This is a genomic window from Caballeronia calidae (genome assembly GCF_900044055.2).
GTDB classification, from domain to species: domain Bacteria; phylum Pseudomonadota; class Gammaproteobacteria; order Burkholderiales; family Burkholderiaceae; genus Caballeronia; species Caballeronia calidae.
In genome coordinates this window covers 93661-111400 of record NZ_FCOX02000027.1, presented here as the reverse complement: position 1 = coordinate 111400, position 17740 = coordinate 93661, and the positions used below count along the sequence as shown (strand labels likewise).

Annotated in this window: 18 protein-coding genes and 2 pseudogenes; 7 read left to right on the top strand and 13 right to left on the bottom strand. The window is 58.3% G+C overall.

Features of this window, described 5'->3' with window-relative positions; genetic code table 11:
* Nucleotides 1-34: 34 nt before the first annotated feature.
* A complete protein-coding gene (locus AWB78_RS23330; RefSeq protein ID WP_062608350.1) occupies nt 35-271 on the bottom strand; it encodes a cold-shock protein in 237 nt (78 codons plus the stop codon).
* A 426-nt stretch (nt 272-697) separates the two neighbouring features.
* Here AWB78_RS23330 and AWB78_RS43805 point away from each other — a divergent pair.
* Nucleotides 698-901: pseudogene (locus tag AWB78_RS43805) on the top strand (Mov34/MPN/PAD-1 family protein); the annotation flags it as partial.
* 115 nt (nt 902-1016) lie between these two features.
* On the opposite strand, the gene AWB78_RS48465 reads toward AWB78_RS43805, so the two are convergent.
* Nucleotides 1017-1613: a hypothetical protein gene (locus AWB78_RS48465; RefSeq protein ID WP_062608349.1), complete on the bottom strand. Its 597-nt coding sequence runs from the start codon at nt 1611-1613 to the stop codon at nt 1017-1019.
* Between the two features lie 958 nt (nt 1614-2571).
* Here AWB78_RS48465 and AWB78_RS23320 point away from each other — a divergent pair.
* On the top strand, nt 2572-3060 hold the full coding sequence (locus AWB78_RS23320; protein WP_062608348.1) for a hypothetical protein: 489 nt from the start codon (nt 2572-2574) through the stop codon (nt 3058-3060).
* A gap of 1 nt (nt 3061) precedes the next feature.
* Nucleotides 3062-3691 (top strand): hypothetical protein, encoded by a 630-nt coding sequence (locus tag AWB78_RS23315; RefSeq protein WP_198399329.1) that lies wholly within the window; start codon nt 3062-3064, stop codon nt 3689-3691.
* Nucleotides 3692-3807: 116 nt separating this feature from the next.
* Here the strand turns inward: AWB78_RS23315 and AWB78_RS23310 are convergent, their stop codons facing one another.
* The 4 genes from AWB78_RS23310 to AWB78_RS23295 form a co-directional block, all read right to left on the bottom strand.
* Nucleotides 3808-4206 carry a hypothetical protein gene (locus AWB78_RS23310; protein WP_063959010.1) on the bottom strand — a complete coding sequence of 133 codons (399 nt, stop codon included), beginning with the start codon at nt 4204-4206 and terminating at the stop codon, nt 3808-3810.
* 188 nt (nt 4207-4394) lie between these two features.
* Nucleotides 4395-4736, bottom strand: a complete 342-nt coding sequence (locus tag AWB78_RS23305) for a putative phosphothreonine lyase domain-containing protein (RefSeq protein WP_062608346.1) — start codon at nt 4734-4736, stop codon at nt 4395-4397.
* 603 nt (nt 4737-5339) lie between these two features.
* Entirely contained in the window at nt 5340-5957 is a 618-nt protein-coding gene (locus AWB78_RS23300; protein ID WP_062608345.1) for a hypothetical protein, read from the bottom strand.
* Between the two features lie 2161 nt (nt 5958-8118).
* The gene (locus tag AWB78_RS23295; RefSeq protein ID WP_198399328.1) at nt 8119-9183 is read right to left on the bottom strand and encodes an RNA-guided endonuclease InsQ/TnpB family protein; all 1065 of its coding nucleotides are present in this window, start codon (nt 9181-9183) and stop codon (nt 8119-8121) included.
* 205 nt (nt 9184-9388) lie between these two features.
* On the opposite strand from AWB78_RS23295, the pseudogene AWB78_RS49780 reads away from it, so the two are divergent.
* A pseudogene (locus AWB78_RS49780) lies at nt 9389-9547 on the top strand (DUF6471 domain-containing protein); the annotation flags it as partial.
* Nucleotides 9548-9591: 44 nt separating this feature from the next.
* Here AWB78_RS49780 and AWB78_RS23290 read toward each other — a convergent pair.
* The 6 genes from AWB78_RS23290 to AWB78_RS23265 form a co-directional block, all read right to left on the bottom strand.
* Entirely contained in the window at nt 9592-9987 is a 396-nt protein-coding gene (locus AWB78_RS23290; protein WP_062608344.1) for a hypothetical protein, read from the bottom strand.
* Nucleotides 9988-10393: 406 nt separating this feature from the next.
* On the bottom strand, nt 10394-10684 hold the full coding sequence (locus tag AWB78_RS23285; RefSeq protein ID WP_232477812.1) for a tautomerase family protein: 291 nt from the start codon (nt 10682-10684) through the stop codon (nt 10394-10396).
* Nucleotides 10684-11421, bottom strand: a complete 738-nt coding sequence (locus AWB78_RS23280; RefSeq protein ID WP_062608359.1) for an SDR family oxidoreductase — start codon at nt 11419-11421, stop codon at nt 10684-10686. The genes AWB78_RS23285 and AWB78_RS23280 overlap by 1 nt, the downstream gene beginning before the upstream one ends.
* A gap of 94 nt (nt 11422-11515) precedes the next feature.
* Nucleotides 11516-12217 carry a carboxymuconolactone decarboxylase family protein gene (locus AWB78_RS23275; RefSeq protein WP_232477810.1) on the bottom strand — a complete coding sequence of 234 codons (702 nt, stop codon included), beginning with the start codon at nt 12215-12217 and terminating at the stop codon, nt 11516-11518.
* A gap of 91 nt (nt 12218-12308) precedes the next feature.
* Nucleotides 12309-12755, bottom strand: coding sequence for a (R)-mandelonitrile lyase (locus AWB78_RS23270; RefSeq protein ID WP_198399327.1), 447 nt, complete (start codon nt 12753-12755; stop codon nt 12309-12311).
* A gap of 35 nt (nt 12756-12790) precedes the next feature.
* Nucleotides 12791-13201, bottom strand: a complete 411-nt coding sequence (locus AWB78_RS23265; RefSeq protein ID WP_062608341.1) for a (R)-mandelonitrile lyase — start codon at nt 13199-13201, stop codon at nt 12791-12793.
* 113 nt (nt 13202-13314) lie between these two features.
* Between AWB78_RS23265 and AWB78_RS23260 the strand changes: the two genes are divergently transcribed.
* Entirely contained in the window at nt 13315-14217 is a 903-nt protein-coding gene (locus tag AWB78_RS23260; RefSeq protein WP_074173523.1) for a LysR family transcriptional regulator, read from the top strand.
* A gap of 116 nt (nt 14218-14333) precedes the next feature.
* Here the strand turns inward: AWB78_RS23260 and AWB78_RS23255 are convergent, their stop codons facing one another.
* A complete protein-coding gene (locus AWB78_RS23255; protein WP_062608340.1) occupies nt 14334-14930 on the bottom strand; it encodes a hypothetical protein in 597 nt (198 codons plus the stop codon).
* Between the two features lie 416 nt (nt 14931-15346).
* Between AWB78_RS23255 and AWB78_RS23250 the strand changes: the two genes are divergently transcribed.
* Both AWB78_RS23250 and AWB78_RS23245 read left to right on the top strand, forming a co-directional pair.
* Nucleotides 15347-15715, top strand: coding sequence for a hypothetical protein (locus tag AWB78_RS23250; protein WP_157697603.1), 369 nt, complete (start codon nt 15347-15349; stop codon nt 15713-15715).
* Nucleotides 15716-15945: 230 nt separating this feature from the next.
* Nucleotides 15946-17649 carry a site-specific integrase gene (locus tag AWB78_RS23245; RefSeq protein WP_062608338.1) on the top strand — a complete coding sequence of 568 codons (1704 nt, stop codon included), beginning with the start codon at nt 15946-15948 and terminating at the stop codon, nt 17647-17649.
* The last annotated feature ends 91 nt before the right edge of the window (nt 17650-17740 follow it).

Sequence of the window (17740 nt, the reverse complement as noted above, 5' to 3'; positions counted from 1 at the left end):
CCCAACCCTGCCTGCATGGAACTACCGCATCTACTCAACAAGCGCTGCATAGCGGGAAGTTATTTCGGTAACGATCCTTAATGTTGGCCGCCTGCTTGCCCTTGGGACCCTGTTTGACTTCGTAGCTCACCTTCTGGCCTTCTTGCAGTGACTTAAAGCCCCCGGCCTGAATTTCCGAGAAGTGCGCGAAGAGGTCTTCCCCGCCGTCGTCCGGAGAGATGAAGCCAAACCCCTTTGCGTCGTTGAACCACTTCACAGTACCGGTTGCCATTTGCTGGTTGCTCCAAAGCGAAAATTAAAATTCAGATTATTCGGAAGGCACATACGGTTCCTTAGGAACCCGCACCCACCGTGATCTTACCTTACGTCCTCGAAAACCTTGTTGCAGGGAAGAAAGTTTTCAATGAAGCGGCAGTGGACGGAATCGCACCGCTTGGGCGTCCGGGCGGCGACGACCGCAGCGCCTGTCGATCCTAGTCTAGTCAGAACGAGCCTTGCTCCGCGGCAGGAAAATTCACAAAGGAGCGCGTCATGGCCGAACAGCACAGACCGTGCGTGCAAGCCGAGCATTTCCCGCCCACGCGCAGCGGCAAGGGTGCCACTTCGAGTTGGTTCGCGGCGCGACGAACTCTCACAAGCACAGCGAACTTGGCACTGGTGACAAGTAGGTGATGTCTACTGGCAGGACCCTTGTGGCTTTTGGCATACCCATCCGGAGTTCTCTCCGACGCCCTCGATGGACGATCGACAGATGGCGCGGGAACATGCGTTTGCGGCACCGCCACAGCTTACGGGCATTCTCTTCGTCATCGTTGGCACCGCGGCACCGCCTGCGTGCCTTCGCGCGTGGTTTGATGATGGTGTCGAGTTGCGTGAGGCAATGCTCGAGCAGAACTACTGACTGGCGCTCGTCTTGTCTGTTGTTGCCGAGCGCGGCATGCGACACCGAAGCGGAGAAGGGGCAGCCAGAGCGATGCAGAACGCCACAATCGCATCGTCCGAGTTCCCCGGCTTTCTCAGGCGCGGCAACCGCTTTTCTGCCGCTCAGCCAACGCCCGGTTGCGCCAGGTCCGGGCGACGCTCGTTCCAATTCTCTCGAACTCAATCCCACTTGCAATGCGCTCGAGGCAGTGCAATTCCTGCAGAGCGCCTTCGCCGCAACGTTTGCCAAGCCGTTCTGCAAATCTCAGCTCTGCTTCGAGCTCCCGCTTGCGAAGCTCGGCGCAAATCCAATCGGCGGCTGCTTGCCATTCAGTTGGACGAGCGTGCTTGGGGACACCCAGCATCATCTCAGCATTCGCTTCGTCGAACGCGTGGCTATGCAAAATCTCTCCAACTTCGCGCAATACGTCCTCAGCAGTCCTGCCGGGATTTTGTACGGCAGAACGCCAATCCGGGAAACGCTCCGAAATGGTTTCGACAAGCGCTGCCAGGTCTAAGTCGCGCCAAAACCTTGGAAGCGGCCTATATGCGTATTCGAAGGCGAGGCTCAGATGGCCCGCGTTCACGTCGGCGTCCCGGAGGCCGCAGTCGGACATGAAATCGACGATGGCTCTGACCACTTCGTTGTCGATGTTCGTTGCAGCTTGTTGGTTGAGTTCTTCGGTGTTCATGTTGTAGCGTTGGGAGTCGTGAGAGATGCCAATCCGGTTCGATGACGACTTTGTCGATACTGAGGTCGCACTGGCGATCGTTGGTTCTCGAGAGAATATGCGCGACTGTCGATCGCGCACATCCAGTTCAATACTCGTCTCTTCGTCCCCATGCAGGGGAAGGCCTTCGTCGATGGCAGTCGTCGAACGACAGATTGACCGAGCGTCCACTCGGAAAGTCCCAACGTTCAATGAGCTTATTATAACATAAAATTCTGCCGAGACGCAACGTATTAAAATTAAATACCGAAAAATACGGCTTATCTGGAATATATTCCTGAAAATACGCGGTGTTTTTGGGGCGGGCTGCATTTTTGATAGGCGTGCGTCGATCGCGAAGGGGACTATGTCAGGCAGTCGCATGCAGCGCATCTGAGCCGCTCATGGCACGGTGAGGAGCGCGGGCGTTTCTCGCGGCAGTTCGTGTACGCGCGCATGAGGCCCGTCAGTGCGTGCTGCGATGAATGCTGAGACGCATCGGCCAGCCAGAAGGCCGCGCGCGATTGCAACGCCCGATGAGCAGCTTGCACAAGGCGGCAGCCAGGAACGCGCCGTCGCCGTCAAGAACCGCGAAGGGGCCGCAATGAAGAAGGGCGCGACAGTATGAAGGCGCCGGCGAACGCCGAGCCTCACCCCTTGGCTCGCTGCCATACGGACGCTTGTTCGAAGGGGCGGCAGCCAAGAAAGTGGATCGATATAGGAAAAAAGTCGCCGAACCTGCCGCGAAAAACTCTGTCCATTTGCGGCTGTATTCGGCCTCCCAAAAATCTTCCGTTCAATTCGTTAGTTTCTCGCCTCGTCATGCCCCTCGAATCGCACTATACGATTGGCGACGTTTGATTGACATCGATCGTCGACGCGCCTTCCACCGCGCAGTGCGGTCGGCGTGTTCTCCAACTCGATACATAGGAATCGCGAAATGCCGGTTTTTTTCGTTGCACGCAAGGGTTTAAAGAAGCTGGATGGAAAGTTCGGTACAGACATCTGGGCGCTGAGCGTGGACAACGTCGTCGAAGTACATGGCCATCCGGACTGCCCGCATGTCGCAGAGGGATTGGAAGTCGGCGGTGCGTACCAATTCCAGGAAGAGCAGTGGTTCGCCGTTGCGAGGAAACGGCGCGAATTTAGAAAGCGCATGGAGCAGTTGGCGGGGTTGGTCGGGTATAACTGGCGCGCGGCGGGCGCAGATGCTCCTGGGCCGTTCCGCGAACTGTTTCGCCATCCTGGCGAGTTCGGGACTTTCGGCCCAGTGGTCTCGGCAAAGCTGGCCGCTGATTTCGCGGCGTGGGACGTCAGGGCGCTCGCACTCGGAAAGCGCTTCTACTTCTGGTTTGGGTTGATGTCGAAACTGTTTGAGTATGCAAAGGATGACGGCGCAGTCTGGCAAGAATCGAATCGATATGAATGAGATGGACGACGATATTGATGTGTGTGGCGGAACGGTCGAATCGGGAGCCTTGTTACCGCTGTGGGCACTCGGAAGGAGAGCACTTGAGTTGGCCGCAATGCGAGACGATACCCCGGTCCTGACCTGCAAGATACATGCGTCGCTGGCGGATTTCGTGACGTCATGCAAGGAAGGAGGGCAGCTTACTTTTGGATGGTTTGAGACTCGTCAGCCTGATTTCATCCGTCTGCGTTATCGCGACGTGGAAATCTATTGGCTCGTCGACCACAGCGACCCAGAAATCTGGGAGACTGTTCGGAGGTGGACGCTCACTGGACGAGCACCGATTAGGTTTGAGATTTCCGCTGCTGAGCAAAGGGAGTTTTTAATCGTTACAGCGGATATGCCAGCAGACACCGGCGGTTTCCAAGATGCGTATCGTTATGCCGGAGGGGAGGAAGCGAGCACACACATGTGGATATGCCTGACGGCGCTGGCCGGAAACGGCAATTGGCAATGGGACGAGGAGGACGGCGAGATATACGATATTTGGACCGTGCCACTTCGACACAGTCTGTTTAGAGTGCTATTGACTCGGCGCTGGGAGGGGTACCTGAACCATCGCGACGACGTCCCGGTTGATGTGGACTAAGACGTGAGGACCTCAAGCATCATCGTGGCGTTGCCGCCTTGCTACGTCAGATGAGGGCCTGTTCACAAAAAGCATTGGCGAGGGCCGGTCTAAAGACACGTGCGAGGTGCATGCCGTCATTCTTCACGAGCGTCGTCTCGAGGTTCGCTCTGGATGTTCGAGTCCGATCCGACACGTACCGTCAAAATCTGGCGCGTACGCTCGATCGTCCAGGCTACTTCCGCGGTCGAAAAGTCCCATATTCCACTGCGGACCTTTTTGAACACTCCTGCCTCGGCCTTAGATACCGCTGTCTCCAGGGACCAGGCGTTCGCCGCCATCTTCCGGGACGCATACGCTGCGAGTTGCTCCGCGAGGTCTTCACATACGATGAACCTCTCATACGCCTCGTCATCGGTTGGTCCTGATTGGTACGTGTCACCGACCTTTCGCAGCAGAAGCTTGGGCTGCGCACCCGAAACCGCGCCCTGCGTGGAGGTCCTCGGAAAGTCGGCGGGAAGATGTTTTTGGCTCATGTGGACACCTCAGCGCAATAAAGCGTCCACGGTATCCTTTTGGCCGGGACGCATCGCATGTCATCGTGCACGCGTGCTCGAATTCGCTGCGCTATGCGGGACTTCGCAGGACTCTGCAATGAGAATGTCCACGATTGGCAGCAAAGAAACGTTTCAAGATGACAACGCGGCGATCGCAAGCGTGTGGGCTACATGCGCAAATACCACTCGTCGGGGCCGGTACGGCCGTTCCGAGTATCAACGTCGCGCTTGTAGCCAAGTTCCTCGGTGAAGCCCACCGTTCGCAAAACGTCGCGTACGTGCATAAGATCCTCCACGTTGGCCCAATTATCGGTGTACACGCAGATGACGTGAATGCTCCCGTGTGCCATGCTGTGTAGGGCGGTGGAAACCTTGGCACACAGCAGTTGATTGTGCTCGAGAGCGTCTTTGATTTTGTCCCAGACCGCATCGACTTCCGCTCGGGGAACAAAGATGCACCATTTCCCCGTCATGTCGCCGGAGATAAAGTTCTTGCAGATCGGAGACATTTTGAGGTGCCAACTGCGACTGAGGTCTTCTGAAGGCGGGTCCGACTTCCGGAGCAGGCGCTCTGACAGTGGTAATTGTTCGTTCAATTGAACCCACTTTCACGTGTTTGGGCCGCGATGGCATCCGTCAAAATCTGGCGCGTACGCTCGATCGTCCAGGCTATCGAAAACTCCCATATCCACTGCGGACCTTTTTGAACGCTCCTCTCTCGACCTTAGATACGGCTGTCTGCGGGGACCACGCGTTCGCCGTCAGCTTCCGGGACGGATACGCTGCCTTGGGCTGAGCCCCGGAAGTCGAGCCTGCGAGTTGGTCCGCGGGAAGTCGGCGGGAAGATGCATTGCTGCGCCTGTTAGCCTACTGCTCGACGGAATCCGTGCTCGTTGTGAGACAGATTCGGTCTGCCGCAATATGAGCTGGGCACGGCTGCTTCAGTGAAAACAGCCGTGGAAGGTAGTAACCAAACGAGCCGTCGCAAAAACGGCATCCCCAAAGACAGAAGGCGGGTTCTAAGTGGTGACGCCTGCGCCGGGAGGCGAGGCCAACAAAAGCCGCGTCCAATCTCAGCTTGCCGGTGCACGTCGTCGGCAAAAATGGCCCTCTCACTCATGAATGAAAGCCGCCGCCGCGCGCAACACTGGTTTCAATTCGCCACTCATGAGTGCCTGCAGCGGCGTGAGATCGCAGAGCGACACGTTCGGCGACGTGAAGAACTCCCATCGGCGCCAGCCGGTTTGGCCTCCCAGGCGTCTCGCGACCTTTGATAAGCTCTTTCGATCGAGCTCACGTACAAGGAAGAACGCCGGATAGAACGCTCGACCCTCAATGGTAACCCTGAAGATACGGCCGGATGCGACGTCTTTGCGAAGTTTCTGCTTCGTGACGCCTGACGCTAAGCAGAAGTGCGATGCGCGTAACAACTTACCCTCGGCAACCAAGATTCGATGCGGCGACGCAGGGTGTTTGCTCTCGGCGGGTTCCGCTTGGGGTAGATCTCGAATGGACCGGAGGTCGAGGTTCAACGCAGTGGATAGCCCGGCGACTTGCATAAGACGAATTTTGAAGAGTCGTCCGACTTCTGCGTCGGACAGCCTCAGAAGCGCGCAAGCCGCCCGATAATCGAACAAGACCGCCGACACGGCGGCGTTGCGCAGCGCTCGTAGTACCTGGGCATCACGAGCCGAGGGATCACGGTTCGTATCGTCGGCATGCCGTGGCATCGTCGTTCCTCTTCAAAACGTAGTCCGCTGTCGGTCCGTTATGCCGAAATGGAGCAGAGCCGAAGGCTTATCCAGCAACACAGGCCAGAATGCCGTATTCCATTGCTGGCTGAGTGTCCCGGGCTAAGGTGTCGGAACCAGGTTGGCACATCTCGGGTGAAGCTGATGACGCGTCGAACGCATGGCAGGCGCGAGCGCCTCCGCTACGCAATAGCGCGCAGCATCGCATACCGCGTTCGTACTCCACGAACATGACGGCGCGTGATCAGCAAGTCGCCTTGTGATCTATGGCGAAGAGATATTCGCTAAAGGTCTGGCGTCGCCTGACCCGTTCACGAGGTCGCACCTACTCAGGTGCGTAGAGGAAAATGAGGGTCATCGGAGACTCCGGATGCTGCAGGGGTGCATTCGAACAGTCACCCGCAGCGGGCGGACAACGTCAGACCTGTTTAGAGTTTTGCTTGATATGGTCTTTTGGAGGTACGCATGCTTTCGCACACCCCAAGTCTAGTACATCGACGAAAATCCGCAACCTTCTGTAGCAGCGGCATCTTTGAAATCCGGTACGGAGGGGACGCGTTGCCTGATCATGAGATCTAGTCCTCAGTCTGTCGGTCGAGCGCTCTGTGCGCAGTGACATGTGATGCACTGCGACGCCGAGAAATGTTTAGCCGTGTGCTGACACTAGAGAGCGATATGTGTCGTTTCGCGCCGTGATCTATGAGTCAGAAAGCAACGGAGTTGATTTCGACTGCAGTGATCTGGCGATGAACGACAAATAGAATCGCACACACTTAAGATCTCTACAACGCGGCCGTCGTACGCCGCGTTTCCCTTGCGATATGCGGATAGTAGTCGAATTGATCGTGCGGAGCCATATGGCGAAAGTTATTTTTACTTTGCGATTAAGGTCCTTTTATGCGGTTCTGAAAATATAGGGTTCGGAGTGAGTAGAGGGAAAGCGAATCTATTTTTGCTTACAAGTTTCTCGGGAATCGGTAGGATCTTATCGTGAGAGAAAGATAAAGCAAGCAAATGGTACTTTCAGTATTACGTATAATTTGCCATTGTCAACCACGCCATCATTGTCTTGAGATATTTAGATAAAAGGATGCATGAAAACGTAATCGGTACCCTTCGAATCCAACCCAGAATCTGCGCTGCGCGGGCAACCAAGGAATCTTTGTCGATTTGCGTAGGTCGGCACCGAGGTCTAGACTGCTTTCCATAGAAATTTTGCTGTGGGTTGCGTCTCCCGAATGTCATCGCTCGTCTGCGAAGAAGGCCTAAGTCAGGCGAGCGGGCATTGTCCGTCGAGCCGCGTGCGCGGATACGGCTATCCCCAAGACAGCACGATTGAACGTGATCGTCATACGGGTCAGTGGCAACTGGAGCAAGTCATGGAAACCTTGGACAGTGACAGTTACCAATGCTTCACGTGCGATCGAATCTTCAAAGGGCGAGTGTTCGAAATTGCTCGAGAATGGGAGCGAGTTCACTTCTCAGAGAGCATCCCCGAAGTGGAAATTGAGGACAGTTGGGGACTAGAGTGTTATTGCTCTCAACTTTGTGCAAACCTTCGCCTCGAAGAGGTGATGGCGCGAGAGGGAGTACCGATCCGTCACCCAGACATTGGCCCGATAGAGCCTTGTTCTAAATGTGGAGCTCCTATCGACATGACGCAGTTTCATCTGACCTACGTGGAAAGCTGTGTTGACATGCACGGTTTTGTCGCACAACCGGTTGACACTGCGTGTCTGGCTGTCGTGTGCTCGTCCTGCAGGCCACGACATGAAGCCCGTCGCGAGATGGACGTCGAACAGTGCCTAACGGGAGAGGAGCGAGAAAAGGCGTTTTGTGATGTAGCGAACGAGATCGAGGCAGGTCAGCCGCAAGGGAAAGTCTCGCAGCGGTGCTTGGTTTGACCCGCTATTTAAACGGGCGCTCGGGTCTCTGCTCCGCGCCGTCAGAGGAGAGTGCGCATGGAGCATCATCAACCCTGCGATGTCGAAGCAATGTGGGCTGGACTTGTGTCGCGGGCCACGCGAGTTCTGCTGATGCGTCGGGGGACAGGTTACTTCAGATTGGTCCATGAGCTCGCCTGGCGGGGCATTACTGAACAATCGAATCAGTAGAGGAGAGGTTGACGTCCTCCGTGCCCTCAGCCTACGGCTGCCGCGCTGGGCGCGGGAAGGACCGGGATTCCTGCTGCCAGACCCGCACGTCCGCGGGCGAGGATGTTTCTGGCGGCGTTCACGTCGCGGTCGTGGACCGTTCCGCAAGCGCTGCATGTCCATCCTCTTATTCCAAGACCTGCGACACCTTTCGGCCCCGTGCGCATGCCGCAGCACGAGCAGGTCTGGGTGGAAAACGCTTCGTCGACCTCTTCGAACCATACGCTGGCGTGCTCGCTCTTGTACTGCAGCATGGTTCGGAATGCGCTCCACCCAGCGTCCAGCACGGATTTCGCCATCCGTGTCTTCGCTAGGCCCGAGGCTTTCACATTGCCGATGAAGATTGCGCCGTAGTTGTTGACCAGCTCGGTGCTGAGTTTGTGTAGCGCGTCTTTGCGCCGGTTGGCAATTTTTGCGTGTAGCGCCTTGACGCGTCGCTTCTTGTTCGCCCGTTGGGCGCCAGCCAACGCCGGCTCCACGTCGCGATAGAAGCGGTGGCCGGCGATCTTGCGCCCATCGCTTGTGGCTGCGAAGTCCTTCAGTCCCAGGTCTAGGGCAACAACGGCGGTAGCAGAACTACGCCCGCGCCTGGCGACTTTCACGGTCACATTGAGGTACCAGCGACCGCGACTGTCTTCGCTGAAGCAGCCGGTGCCAAGTTCGTACTGGTGCAGGCCATAGCTGTCCCACAGCGAAAGCGGACGGCCGCAGTACCACACTTGGCCGCCTCTGTAGCGCAGTGCGCTCGCCTTGAAAGGAATCCAACCAAGTGAGCGGCGGGTACCGTTACTCTTGCGCCATGCCAAGCGGCGCTTCTTGAACTGAATGCGCCGCCGTACCAGCTCTTCGTTGACTGCCTGTACCGTTTGTGAGTGCAATGACAGTCCGGCCTTTGTCGCGCCTGCCGTGTACTTGTGCAAATCGGACGCCGTGCAGAACCGGCTCTCGCGCTCGAGGATTTTAAGCCCGAGCTCGTTGCTGAAATTCCAGCAGAAATTAACCTCATGAGCTTGAGCCCGCAAGAACGCGGCGTGGCGGTCTTTCAGGCGCATGCGCAATGTACGGATGGTTGGGGAGCTACTCGACATATCCAGTATAGGTATGTCGAGAGCGATGTTATCGACTCTTTTGCAATCATCTTGATGCGTTCTACATCCTCGGCCTGAAGGCCGAGGTCTTCCGCGCGACCAGATAAATCGAGGGACTTTCAGGTTTTCGTTTTTCCTGCAGGTATCCGCGGCGACAGGGTCAACGGCTATGCCTAGCTGGGTTGACGCGTGGGAGACTGCGGATAGCTGGGAAGATTGCGCCTCCGCCATCCTCGAAAACGAACTGTCGGTGCAGCCGTGGATCACTCCGACGGTCTTGAGCGAGCGCCTCCAAGACATCGGAGTACATCTCGCCCCAGATGATCTGCGTTCTCAAATCGAACAAGGGTCATTCACAACGGCTCTGTTCTTTCAATGTGCGACCGTTTGCTTTTTTGATGACTTCCTGAGGTTGTTCCTCGATCGCTCCGACGTGAGTGCTGTTGCTTTCGAAGGAAGCAGGCGCTCAATAGACCCCGGTGAGGAACCACCTTGACCAAAGATCGAACGGTCCGGCAGCCACGCTGACTTCATCATTGTGGAGAAGGTGGCGTGCTCGCCGTGAGCGTGCGGAGCAATTGCGGGGAGCCGGGCCAGATAAGCCAGCATCATGAGCGGCGGCAAAGCGGTGATGAAAGCGATCGAGGCGAATCCGAACGACGCGTACAGCAGGGATCGAACGGGGCCATCACGGAACAATGCGGCAAACATCGCTGTTCCCACCCACGCGATTACCTTCGCGGCATGTGGCCTGTCGACGAGCGCCAAGTCTCACGCGATGCCGCCGCGATGATGAAGCTCTACGCTCCATCGAGGACCGCCCGACCGCCGTGAAGAATGGCGATCGACAGCGTCGGCAAGTGCGGAAAAAAGCAAGAGATAGAGCAGGCATGCCGCAGCAGCGACGAGTCCTGCGAGCACGCCGCGTTTTGCGCCGCGCTGGTCGTAATACGAGCTTGCCCGAATGCGCGAGACGAGCGGGGCGGCGAGCTGCGCTCTCGGCACGAGCCCGATCTCGAACGGCCCGCAGCCAGATTGTCATTGACGTGCAAAGGCAGTACCAGAAGCGCAACGCCGAGTGACGAAGCCGGCGAGCGCTGCGGTCATCACCGGCAGCAGTGCTGCAAAGACGGTTTGCGCGCCCGCATCCACAGTGGGAGACTGGTACATCGCGCTACATCTTGTAGCCGGGTTTCTTGTAGAGCGTTGCGGTTCGCCCCTCGATGTCCGGACCATAGACCTCCTGCTTCCATCGGTCGGACGGAATATCTTGGAATGCGACCGAGACGGACTCGGCGCCATAACCGAGGATGTCCATCACGTCGCGGGTGATCGCTTCGGCCAGGCGGCGCTTTTGGTCCTCCGTCTTGCCAGGCCAGGCTTTGACGATGACATGCGGCATGACGTTCTTCTCCAGTGGTTCGGCTGACAGCGAGGCGGCAATGAGCACCTCGCCGCCCGGCATCAATAGGCTTGGGTCGTGGGACGGAAAAGCACTTCGTTGATGTCGACGTCTTCTGGCTGACCGATAGCGAAAGCCACCACGCGCGCGAATGAGCTAGCGGGAATCGCCTTTTCGTAGGTCTTGGCCATGCCAGCGGCGATGTCCTCATCGGTAATCGTGTCGATCAGTTCGGTTGCGACGGCGCCGGGCGAAACGATGGTGGTGCGGATGTTCCACGGCTTGACTTCCTGCCGAAGCCCTTCCGAGATCGCGCGTACCGCCCACTTCGTGCCGGCGTACACCGCACCGCCAGGACCGACCTTGTGGCCGGCGACAGATGAGACATTGATGATCTGACCGCCTTTCTGCGCTTGCATGCGGGGCAGCGCAGCGGCGATCCCGTACAGCACGCCCTTGATATTGACGTCGATCATCCGGTCCCACTCGTCGATCTTCAGCTTGTCGAGCATCGAGCTAGGCATCAGACCGGCATTGTTGAGCAGCACATCGATACGGCCGTGCAGTTCTACCGCACGATCGACCAGCGCCTCGACTTGATTACGGTCGGTCACGTCGGTCTGCAGGATCGCTTTCGCATCGAGTTCGAGTTCGTTCGCAAGCGCCTCGAGTCTATTCAGGCGGCGCGCACCGAGCACGACTTTCGCGCCCAGCTTCGCGAGGTGGCGGGCGGTTTCTGCACCGAGTCCGCTGCTCGCGCCGGTGATAACGACGACTTTGCCGTTTATGTTTTCGTTCATGATTTCTTTCATCAATGTGATGGCACGCCTAGCGGTGCTGCTGCGCCAGCGCGAGTGGGCTTCCAGTCAACTGTTCGACGATTCCGAATGATGCTTATGTCGTCCGTTTCGCGAAGACGTCTTTGAATACGGGCATCGCCGAGAAGACGTTCGGCCAGCCTGCATAGAAAGCGAGCTGGGTCAGCACTTCGGACGCCTCGTCTTTCGTTAGCCCGTTGTCCATCGCGCGGTTGAGGTGATACGTGATCTGCGCCACCTGGCCGTTCGCGACGAGCGCGCTTACTGTTACCAGGCTTCGGTCGCGAGGTGCAAGCCCCGGCCGCAGCCAGAGGTCTCGAAAGAGAGCGTCCGTGGTGTACTGGACGACGCCGGGGGCGACCGCGCCGAAGTTTTCCTCGACCATCTGCGCGCGCTGCTTCTCGGCGGCTTCGTTCAGGGGAAGAAGCGCGACGTCCGCTGGAGCGACCTGATCCTGCCCGATGCCGCGTTCGTCGAAGACCTGCCTTGCGACGGCAGTCGCGGCAGTGGCGTTTGCCCATCCCGAGTAGAAAGCGAGATGGGCAATCTGTTCTGCCAGCGCCGCAGGCTTCACGCCGTTGTCGAGCGCCAGGCGGAAATGGAAGGGCATGTCGATCGTTTGATTGCGGGCGATGAGCACCGACAGCGTCACAATGCTGCGGTCACGCGGCGAAAGTTGCGGCCGCTTCCAGACGCCGCCCAACAGCGTTTCATCGGTATATCGTGCGAACGCCGGAGAGACTGATTTCAGTTCGTCATGCGATAGCGGTTCTTGCATGTTCCCGATCCTTTGCGTGTTTGTGCACGCTGACGCAAGCAGCGCCGCGGCTAAACCCGCGACGACCCGCGCAACGCTTTCGGTCCGCCCATTAAGGTTTGCGATATTGCTCATCGGTGACCTGTTCGAGCCAATCGACGTTCTTTCCATCAAGCGACTCCTGTAGCGCGATGTGCGTCATCCCGGTGATGTTCGTTGCGCCATGCCAGTGCTTGACGCCTGCCGGGATGGACACGACGTCGCCTACGGCGATCTCGTGTCTTTGTCCGCCCCACGCCTGTGCCCAGCCTCTGCCGGACGTGACAATCAAGGTCTGCCCCAAGGGATGCGTGTGCCAGGCGGTACGTGCGCCCGGCTCGAAGGTCACCTGTCCGCCAGATAAACGCGACGGCGTCTTCGCCTGAAAGAGCGGGTCGATGCGCACCTGGCCCGCGAAGCGTTGCGTTCCACCAGCGACGGAAGGCTGCGTGCCGCCATGTACGATCGCGATCGACCTGGCAGCGTCGCCATCGGCGCAGGCCTGCAGCGACACGGCCATGCACGCCAGTGCGAGAATGTATGAGGCGCGCCTCGTCATTTTCTCTCGTCGCTTCCGAGATATTGGTCGTCCGTCACTCGTTCCAGCCATTCGACGTTCTTACCGTCGAGCGCTTCCTGAATGGCGATATGTGTCATCGCCGTCGTCGACGTCGCGCCATGCCAATGCTTGTGTCCGGGCGGGCACCAGATCACGTCACCTGCGCGGATTTCGACGCGCGGTTCGCCATCGCACTGCGTCCAGCCGCATCCCGCCGTGACGATCAGGGTCTGTCCGAGCGGATGGGTATGCCAGTTGGTCCGCGCGCCGGGTTCGAACGTCACGCTCGCGCAAGAGACGCGCGCCGGCGGCGGAGGCGCGTTGAGCGGGTCGAGGCGTACGGTGCCCGTGAACCATTCTTCCGGCCCCTTCTTTGAAGGCTGTGAGCCTGCTCGTTTCAGTTCCATGTCTTTCCTCGTCAGTGTGTTCAGGCGATCCGCCACCTGACGATAATTTAACGGCTGGCGATTCATGCGACTAGGTGGCAATATCGGCATGCCCTTATGCTTGGGAGCATGAATTGAAGGAAGATTTCAACGATCTGGTCGGCTTCATGACCGTCGCGCGAGAGCGCAATTTCACCCGCGCGGCCGCGCAACTGGGCGTCTCACAGTCCGCACTCAGCCGAACGGTGGCAGGCGTGGAACGACGCATGGGCCTGCAGCTACTTCGGCGCACGACGCGCAGCGTCTCGCTGACCGACGCGGGTGAACGGCTGCTCTCGGCGATCGCTCCGCGTTTCGAAGAAATTGAAGCGGAAGTGGATTCGCTGCGCGCCATGACGAACCAGCCGAACGGGACCGTGCGAATCACCACCACCGACTACGCCGCAAATTCATACGTTTGGCCACGGCTGCAGCCCTTGCTGCGTCAGTATCCCGAACTGAAGATCGAGCTTGTCAACGAGTATGGGCTGTCCGACATCGTCGCGGATCGTTACGACATTGGTGTGCGCTTGGGGGATCAGGTGGCGAAAGACATGGTCGCTGTGCGCATCGGTCCGGACATGACGATGTCGATCGTCGGCTCGCCGGCCTATCTGCAGTCGAGACCTCAGGCCAGGACGCCGCAAGACCTGATGCTCCACAGTTGCATTAACCTTCGTCTGCCGACGCGGGAATCGCTGCTTCCATGGGAGTTGCGCAAGGGACGGCGCGAACTTCAGGTGCGAGTCGAAGGGCAACTCACGTTCAACAATGTCTACCAGATGGTCGACGCAGCACTTGGCGGCTTCGGGCTTGCATATGTACCAAAGGACCTCGTAGAGGGCCAAGTCCGTGACGGACGATTGTGCTGGGTGCTTGAAGACTGGTACCCCACGTTCGTCGGACACCACGTCTATTACCCGAGTCGTCGCAAGTCGTCGCGCGCGGTGGAGCTGGTCGTCGAAGCGCTGAAAACGGGTTATCAACGCGGAGCCTAGGAGTCAAGCTGGAAAAGTCACCTGCTTGACTGGCCACCCTGAAGGCTGCGACGATGTCCGCGACTCGTTGCACCTGTCCGTCTCGAAGCGACCAATTGGCCTGCGCGCTCCGTTATTCAGGCAACGTCATCCATGCGCTTTTCTCGGTAGCACCGGGCAATTTGAGTCCCCAGCAGCACCATCTCGTGACCCGACTCGGCCTGTTCGAGACATGTCATCAAGAGAAGAGCATGTTTGCCGCACTGTACTTCAGGCAACTGAGCCAAAAGCAATTCAGCGACCTGTCCGTTTCTGTCCAATTCCGTGCATATCCACTGCAGGGCAGCCACACCCGTCCTCGGACGAGCCGATTTCGGCAGTTCCATCATCTTCTCCGCCATGGCTTCGAAGAACCCGTTGCAATAAAGTGCGAGGTCGACCTCGTACAGGACTTCTTCTGCGGTGCTGCAACCAGTAGCCATAGCGCACCGCCAATTTGGATATTGGAGGGAGATTGCTTCGACCACTGCAGCGAGGTCGATGTCGCGCCAGAACCGCGGGTGTGGCTTGTATGCGTACTCCAATGCCATTTCCCAAATCCCTGCGGTCAAGTCCTGGTCCGTCAACCGGCAGTCCACGAGGAAGGCTACCGCGGTATCGGCAACTTCGTTGCGCACGTTCGCTACTGCTGCGCTGTCGAGGGAGGAGGAGTTGTTGTCTCTGGTGCTCGTCATATCTCGGAAATCACGAAAAGAGAGGCGTGTGCCTCGGAGATAGAGTATATGTTTGCAGACGGACCATCTTTCGACAGGGGTTCGCAGTTGGCCAATTGAGATTCGCGAGTTTCCGATGGTACGTTCCGAGAATTGCTTCTAAATACATGGGATTTTTATGAGCTGCCCGGATGCGATGAGTGGTAGATTTTTTCTAATTTCGGTTGCTACCTTGAAGGCATGGCCGAGACGCAGGTCGCTGCATCAGTGTCTCGGCAACAATCAGGCTCCGCGCAACGAAGGTCGCGGCCGACCATCGAGCCAGGTAGCTCTCGCATTGCGCGCGGCGTAGCTAAGCGTATCATTGCAAGAGGTCTGCGACGGCAATGAGGTGCCAGCCGATTCGAGTGGCTCGGCGAGCTTTGTCAAGGGGGCATATGACTGAAATCGAAAATCGCGATTCGGAGCCAAGCGCGTCTTCTCCCTGGCGGGAGCGTATGGTTCGTCGGGGGCTGGTCTATTTTCAGGGAATGCGATACAGCTCGATCGAGCTTCAGGCACTCTGGCGCGGGCAGACGGGCGGTGAATTGATTGTTCTGGTCAAACCCGTCGCGGAAGGCACCAGCTACCTCACTTGGAAACCGGATGAAGGGGCAGAGGGACTGCTAAGCCTCGTTGAGCAGGACGCACGCAGGTTCGGTGACCTTTCTTGGAACGAGGTTGATGGGGTGCTCAAGCGTGAGTCCGAACTTTTAACGCAGCCCCGATCGAAGCCACAGCGAGTAAGGGAACCAACGAGAAAGTAGCACGAAAGAAGTTCTGCAGCGACGGCAGCGACGGAGATTGTTGCCCCCGAACGCACTGCGACCATCGAGGCGTCGATGCCCGCACTCGCCGCCACGTTGCGTGTCGATCATCCCACTCCGAACCACTTTGCATTGGCGCTACGCCTGGGCTCACCCGCACCCCTCCAATAGTGCTATTAGGATAAGCTTTCTTATCCAGATGGCTAGATTTTCGGCGAAAAGTGACGCTCATGAAAACGCGCCTCACAGCATCGATGCCTCAGAACTATGCGTCTGCAGAATTCCTCAATGCTGACGAGATGGCTGTCCTGAGAGCGTGGTATGCCGGGATGTCGACCCGAGAGGCAGTTAGTCGGTATCTGCCAAGGCGGCTCGAGAGTGGATGCTCCGCGCGCGGCGTACTGGGCAAGATTCGTAGGAGGCTCGTTGCGGCGGCGCGCGAGGCAAAGCGCGACGACCTGCTCATCTTGCTGGACCACCCCGTTTCTGAGCGCGCCCAGCATGCCAAGGCAGCTGCGAAAGCCCTCGAGGAATTGCGGCACGCAAAGCCGCCGGAACCGGAGATCTCTGACCCAGTCGAGCGGTGGATCGAAGGACGAGCGGTTCGGGCTCTTCGGGCGCAGGGCATTACGACGCTGGCTGAACTGACGGTGCGCATACCGCGTCGTCGAACTTGGTGGAAGGCAATACCCGAACTCGGGGCGACCGGCGCGAAACGCATCGAGGCGTTCTTTGCCGCGCATCCGGTACTGACCGAGCGCGCACACGCTCTTGTTGCCGCGACCCGTACGACCGTGGTCGTGCCATGGGAAAGTCTGCGCATTCCGCACGATGTCGACGGGTCCAACGGACGGTTTCGGGCGCCTCGGAAAACCTGCGTACTCGCGGCAGATAACGACTATGAGGCAGTGCATGCCTGGCTGTCGCTCCACGACTTCCCTGCGACGCAGCGTGCATACCGCAAAGAAGCGGAGCGCCTGATCCTGTGGGCGATCGTCGAACGCGGGAAGGCTCTGTCGTCGTTGACAACTGAAGAGGCGGTGGCGTACCGCGGGTTTTTACGGCGGCCGGCGCCCGCGGAACGCTGGGTGGGGCCGCTGCGCCCGCGTAGGTCGCCAGAGTGGCGTCCGTTTGCAGGAGGCCTGTCGGCGAGGTCGGCTGCCTACGCACTTTCGGTTATCGGCGCACTGTTTCGCTGGCTGATCGAGCAGCGGTACGTCTTGGCGAATCCGTTCGCGGGAGTGAAGGTGAAGGGAGGCGCCAAATCAGGTGACCTTGATGCGTCGCGTGCGTTCACGGAGGGGGAATGGGCGCTGGTCTGCACGATAGCTGATGGACTTGAATGGTCATGTGGCTGGAGTGTTCCTGCCGCTCAACGGTTGCGTTTTTTGCTTGATGTCGGTTTCGTCACCGGCTTGCGGGCAAGCGAATTGGTGGGTGCAAAGTTGAGGGACGTCGAAACTAACAGTCGCGGCGAACATTGGTTGAACGTGACAGGCAAGGGCCGAAAGCGCGGCAAGGTCGCGTTGCCGTCTCTAGGTTGGAACGCACTGTCACAGTATCTGCTCGCGAGAGGCCTGCCGGTGACGCAGGCGCGCTGGAAACCGGATACACCCTTGGTCGCTAGTCTGGCCAAGGATGTCGCGGGAGGAATAAGTAGCGTGCGGCTATGGGTAGTGCTGCGTCGATTCTTCCTGCAAGCCGCCGATCTCATCGAAGCGGACCATTCGGCTCTTGCTGACAAGCTGCGTCATGCAAGTACCCACTGGATGCGACACACGCATGCGACTTACGCGCTCGCGCACGGAGCAGAGCTTACGACCGTGCGTGACAACTTGCGTCATGCCTCGATCTCAACGACGTCAATCTATCTTCACAGCGACGAAACGAAGCGGGCAAGACAGATCGCGAAAGCATTTTCTCAGGTGCAGTAAAAACTACGGACAGCGCGCTGCGAGTTGCTGGCCTCAAGCTGCCAGGTGGACGTTCGTACGTTAGGAGGGAACCGTCACGGCCGTGGGCCGA

Coding starts and splice junctions, on each gene's coding strand:
- AWB78_RS23330 (WP_062608350.1), bottom strand. CDS start 271: ATGGCAACCGGTACTGTGAAGTGGTTCAACGACGCAAAGGGGTTTGGC.
- AWB78_RS48465 (WP_062608349.1), bottom strand. CDS start 1,613: ATGAACACCGAAGAACTCAACCAACAAGCTGCAACGAACATCGACAAC.
- AWB78_RS23320 (WP_062608348.1), top strand. CDS start 2,572: ATGCCGGTTTTTTTCGTTGCACGCAAGGGTTTAAAGAAGCTGGATGGA.
- AWB78_RS23315 (WP_198399329.1), top strand. CDS start 3,062: ATGGACGACGATATTGATGTGTGTGGCGGAACGGTCGAATCGGGAGCC.
- AWB78_RS23310 (WP_063959010.1), bottom strand. CDS start 4,206: ATGAGCCAAAAACATCTTCCCGCCGACTTTCCGAGGACCTCCACGCAG.
- AWB78_RS23305 (WP_062608346.1), bottom strand. CDS start 4,736: ATGTCTCCGATCTGCAAGAACTTTATCTCCGGCGACATGACGGGGAAA.
- AWB78_RS23300 (WP_062608345.1), bottom strand. CDS start 5,957: ATGCCACGGCATGCCGACGATACGAACCGTGATCCCTCGGCTCGTGAT.
- AWB78_RS23295 (WP_198399328.1), bottom strand. CDS start 9,183: ATGCGCCTGAAAGACCGCCACGCCGCGTTCTTGCGGGCTCAAGCTCAT.
- AWB78_RS23285 (WP_232477812.1), bottom strand. CDS start 10,684: ATGCCGGGCGGCGAGGTGCTCATTGCCGCCTCGCTGTCAGCCGAACCA.
- AWB78_RS23280 (WP_062608359.1), bottom strand. CDS start 11,421: ATGAACGAAAACATAAACGGCAAAGTCGTCGTTATCACCGGCGCGAGC.
- AWB78_RS23275 (WP_232477810.1), bottom strand. CDS start 12,217: ATGCAAGAACCGCTATCGCATGACGAACTGAAATCAGTCTCTCCGGCG.
- AWB78_RS23270 (WP_198399327.1), bottom strand. CDS start 12,755: ATGGCCGTGTCGCTGCAGGCCTGCGCCGATGGCGACGCTGCCAGGTCG.
- AWB78_RS23265 (WP_062608341.1), bottom strand. CDS start 13,201: ATGGAACTGAAACGAGCAGGCTCACAGCCTTCAAAGAAGGGGCCGGAA.
- AWB78_RS23255 (WP_062608340.1), bottom strand. CDS start 14,930: ATGACGAGCACCAGAGACAACAACTCCTCCTCCCTCGACAGCGCAGCA.
- AWB78_RS23250 (WP_157697603.1), top strand. CDS start 15,347: ATGACTGAAATCGAAAATCGCGATTCGGAGCCAAGCGCGTCTTCTCCC.
- AWB78_RS23245 (WP_062608338.1), top strand. CDS start 15,946: ATGAAAACGCGCCTCACAGCATCGATGCCTCAGAACTATGCGTCTGCA.